Annotated in this window: 2 protein-coding genes; both read left to right on the top strand. The window is 27.7% G+C overall.

Going from position 1 to position 3,605, the window contains the following annotated elements:
- On the top strand, nt 1-207 hold a 207-nt coding region (locus tag Q1X91_RS15080), incomplete at its 5' end, for a hypothetical protein (protein WP_300759354.1).
- 361 nt (nt 208-568) lie between these two features.
- A complete protein-coding gene (locus Q1X91_RS15085) occupies nt 569-3,403 on the top strand; it encodes a methyl-accepting chemotaxis protein (protein ID WP_300759356.1) in 2,835 nt (944 codons plus the stop codon).
- Nucleotides 3,404-3,605: the final 202 nt, after the last annotated feature.

The following is a 3,605-nucleotide window of genomic DNA, read 5'->3' on the forward strand; positions in this document are numbered from 1 at the left end:
AACAAAAGAAGTGGGGTGCGGGGCAAAGCCCTGCAAATATTTAAAATTAAAAAAAATAATTTTTTGACAAATTATAATTGTTTAGGTATATACTGGAACAATTTTATTTTGTCAACAGCGAGCCGCTGCACCTTTCCGCACGGTATTGTTTATTCTTATCAAATGTCAACGATACGTGCGGCTGATTGCCTATTATTTAAAAAATAAATTATTTATTTTACATTTTAAACTTATAAAACTTATTTTATTAATAACTGATAATACTTTATACTATTTATAAATAATAATTACATTTACAAATAACTAAAAATTGATAAACTATATCTGTTTAGGATATACTGAAAATTTTTAAGTTTGTCAATTTTTTTATTCAACTTCTTCCTGCCTTCGCTTACCTACAGCACGCAGACTAACAGGCAAAGCCCTGCAATATTTTAAATTAGAAAAATTAATATACTTTTTTTATAATATTGCTTTACAGTTATTTATTTTAAATATATATTATAGTAATAATTCTTTAAAAGATATAATGCTAATTCCGATATTAACTGCACAGGAGCATTTTGCAATGGGTATAAAGATTCGTATAATTTTAATAATAGTTGGAGTTATGGCTTTAGTAGCATTGAGTACCAACTTCTTGAGCAATACTTTAAATACAGAAACTTTTTCTACTATTACAGAAAGAAGTTTAGAGAGTAGATTTAGATTAATAGGAAAAGAATTTGAATATAATATAATGTCAGCAAGAGAAGAAGCAGCTAAAATAGCGTCCACTCTCTCTATAGGCTATAATACTATAAAAGATTATGATTTAAAAGCAAGAGATAGTTATTTTCAGAATTTTTTATCAGCTTCAGTTGGTGAATCTCAGCTTTATTTTAATAGGATAATTAGTGTTTTGTTTCACCCTGCAGTTATAGGCAATGGAAATGATCCTTTTACTATTTATAGATATTCTACTGTTGATAACAGATTTTCAAAAACAGATATTACAAATGAAATTATGTGGAATAACCTTACTAATGTTTATAATTCTCAAGGTAAAGGATTATTGCACAGACAGATATTAAACCCTTATATGATGAAAGAAAGTACAGGGGTAGACATAACATTAAATATGGCTTCTACTATATCAGATTTAGAAAATGATATGGTTATTGGTTTGGCAAATGTCGGAGTGTTATTTAATTATTCGGCACAAAATATTAAGGATATATTAGATATAGAAGGTGCTGATTTGATTGTTATAGATAAGAAAAATTCAAGTATTGTTAATTCTAAAAATAGTGATTTGATTAATGCCCGCGTAGATATATTATACCCTGCTTATTATGAAATATTTAATTCCAATTTGGCTTCAGGAGATGTTATAATAGATGATATAGAATTTGATGGCAAACCTTATAAATCATATATTACTAGTATAGCAGGACTTTTGAATATAGTAATGTTAATACCTAATTCGTATTATACATTGCAGATTAAAGATATGAATAATTCTATATTCTATACTATTATTATAGCATTTTTAATGGCAATAGTGGCTATAATATTTTTCATTAAAGTATTATTTAGTTCTATTACTAAAATATCAGATGCTATAGGTAATTCTGTAGATAATAAGGATTTAACAGTAAGTATTCCTAAAATATCAGGCGGAGATGAAATAGGAGAGATGACAAAATGGGTTGTTCTTTTAAATAGCTCTCTTCAATCGGTGCTTTCTAGTGTAAAAAAGACTATTTTAACTTCTAAAAAACAAAGTGATACATTATCCGAAAAAATTAGTGATAACTTATCAATAATATATGGTATTAATAATAATATAGAAACCATTAAAAATAATGTTAATGATGAATTAAGTCAGGTAGAAATTGTAGAAACCAGCAATAAAAATATGCAGGAATATATATCTACAAATACAAGTAATATTGACTCAATAGAAAAAGATACTAGAGAACTTCAAAATAAGATCATTGAAGAAGGCGAAAATATAGAACAAATAGCTACGGCAGTAGAAGAGATGAGTAAAACTATAGAAAGCATAGACAATATTATTTCCAAAGCTACAAATAAAGCTAAAGATTTGTCTGCTGCTTCTATAAAAAGTAAAGAGAAGATGCAGGCTACATCTATGGCTACAGGGGATTTAAGAAATGCTTTAGGATTTATTTCTAATTTCGTAAGTTCTATCAGAAATATAGCTCATCAAACAAACCTTTTGGCTATGAATGCAGCGATTGAGGCAGCTCATGCAGGTAAATACAGTTCTGGTTTTGCTGTTGTAGCTGAAGAGATACGTAAGCTGTCAGAAGTATCAAATGAACAGGCTGATAATGCTAATAAAGTACTTCAAAATATAGAAGATAAAATAATAATAACTACTAATGATTTAACAGAATCTACAGAGCAGTTTGATGTTCTTACTAGAGATGTACAGGAAGTTACTGAGATAATGGGTACAGTTCATACATCTTCTGTTGAACAGTTAAAAGCTATTAATGAAATAGTGAGTTCTATCACTAAAATATCCGAATCCAGCGAACATATTAAAACACAGTATATTGATATGGCAGATAAATTAAGTACGATAAAAACTAATCTTGAAGCACTTAATAATATTTCTCTTGCTACTTCAAAAACTATGAATAAATTAAAAAATATATCTGATTCTATTCATGGCAGTGTTGAAAGTATTTCTGAAAGTTCTAATAATCTTTCTGCTTCTGCAAATACAATGAATAAATTTGCATCTGATAATAACAGACTTCTATCAGAACTTGAGGGGGAAATATCTAAATATAAAATCAAAGATATTAAATCTAAAAAAGATACTACTACTCAAAGAGTTAGAGGTATTACTTTAATAATATTAAAAGAATTTGTTAAAACAAAATTCGGCGAAGAGGGATACCAAAAATGGGTAACTGCTATGGAGCCTTCATCTTCTTTAATATTTAAAAATGATATATCAAGCAAAGAATGGTATCCGTATATGACTTCTTTCCATAAGCCTTATAAATTGGTATGTGATCTATTCTATTCTGGAGCTAATACTGGTATTAAAGATATTTCAGAATATCACTTTAATCAGATTATACCTAAACATATTAGACCTTTGTTGTTCTTTATACCTAAACATATAGCTTTAACATATGCAGCCGAGCATATATTCCCTGATTTATTTGATCCAGCACAGATAGAGATTATTAAAGCTAGAAGAAAACTTCTTGTTGTACATCTTACCAATTTTAATGATGACCCTGAAGTTATTGAGCTTGCTGTACTTTCTTGGTCTACGCTTTTACTTGAATCTATTACTCATATAAGATCTTCTATGGAAATAACCAAATCTATTAAAGACGGAGAGATTTATACTGAGTTTGTACTTAAATGGTAATTAAAAGCTTTATTTGATAAAAATAATAAAAGGACAGAAAATATTTCTGTCCTTTTTTATTAAAAAAATTTAATACTAAAAAAATAATAATAAAATATTATTGTGCACAGGAGCCAGACATATTGCATTTAAGTATTCCTTAATTTCTTAAAGTATAACATAGGTGTATCATAATTTAAAGCTGAATGTATTCTTTTGTGAT

It is taken from the genome of uncultured Brachyspira sp. (assembly GCF_949287625.1).
Lineage (GTDB): Bacteria > Spirochaetota > Brachyspiria > Brachyspirales > Brachyspiraceae > Brachyspira.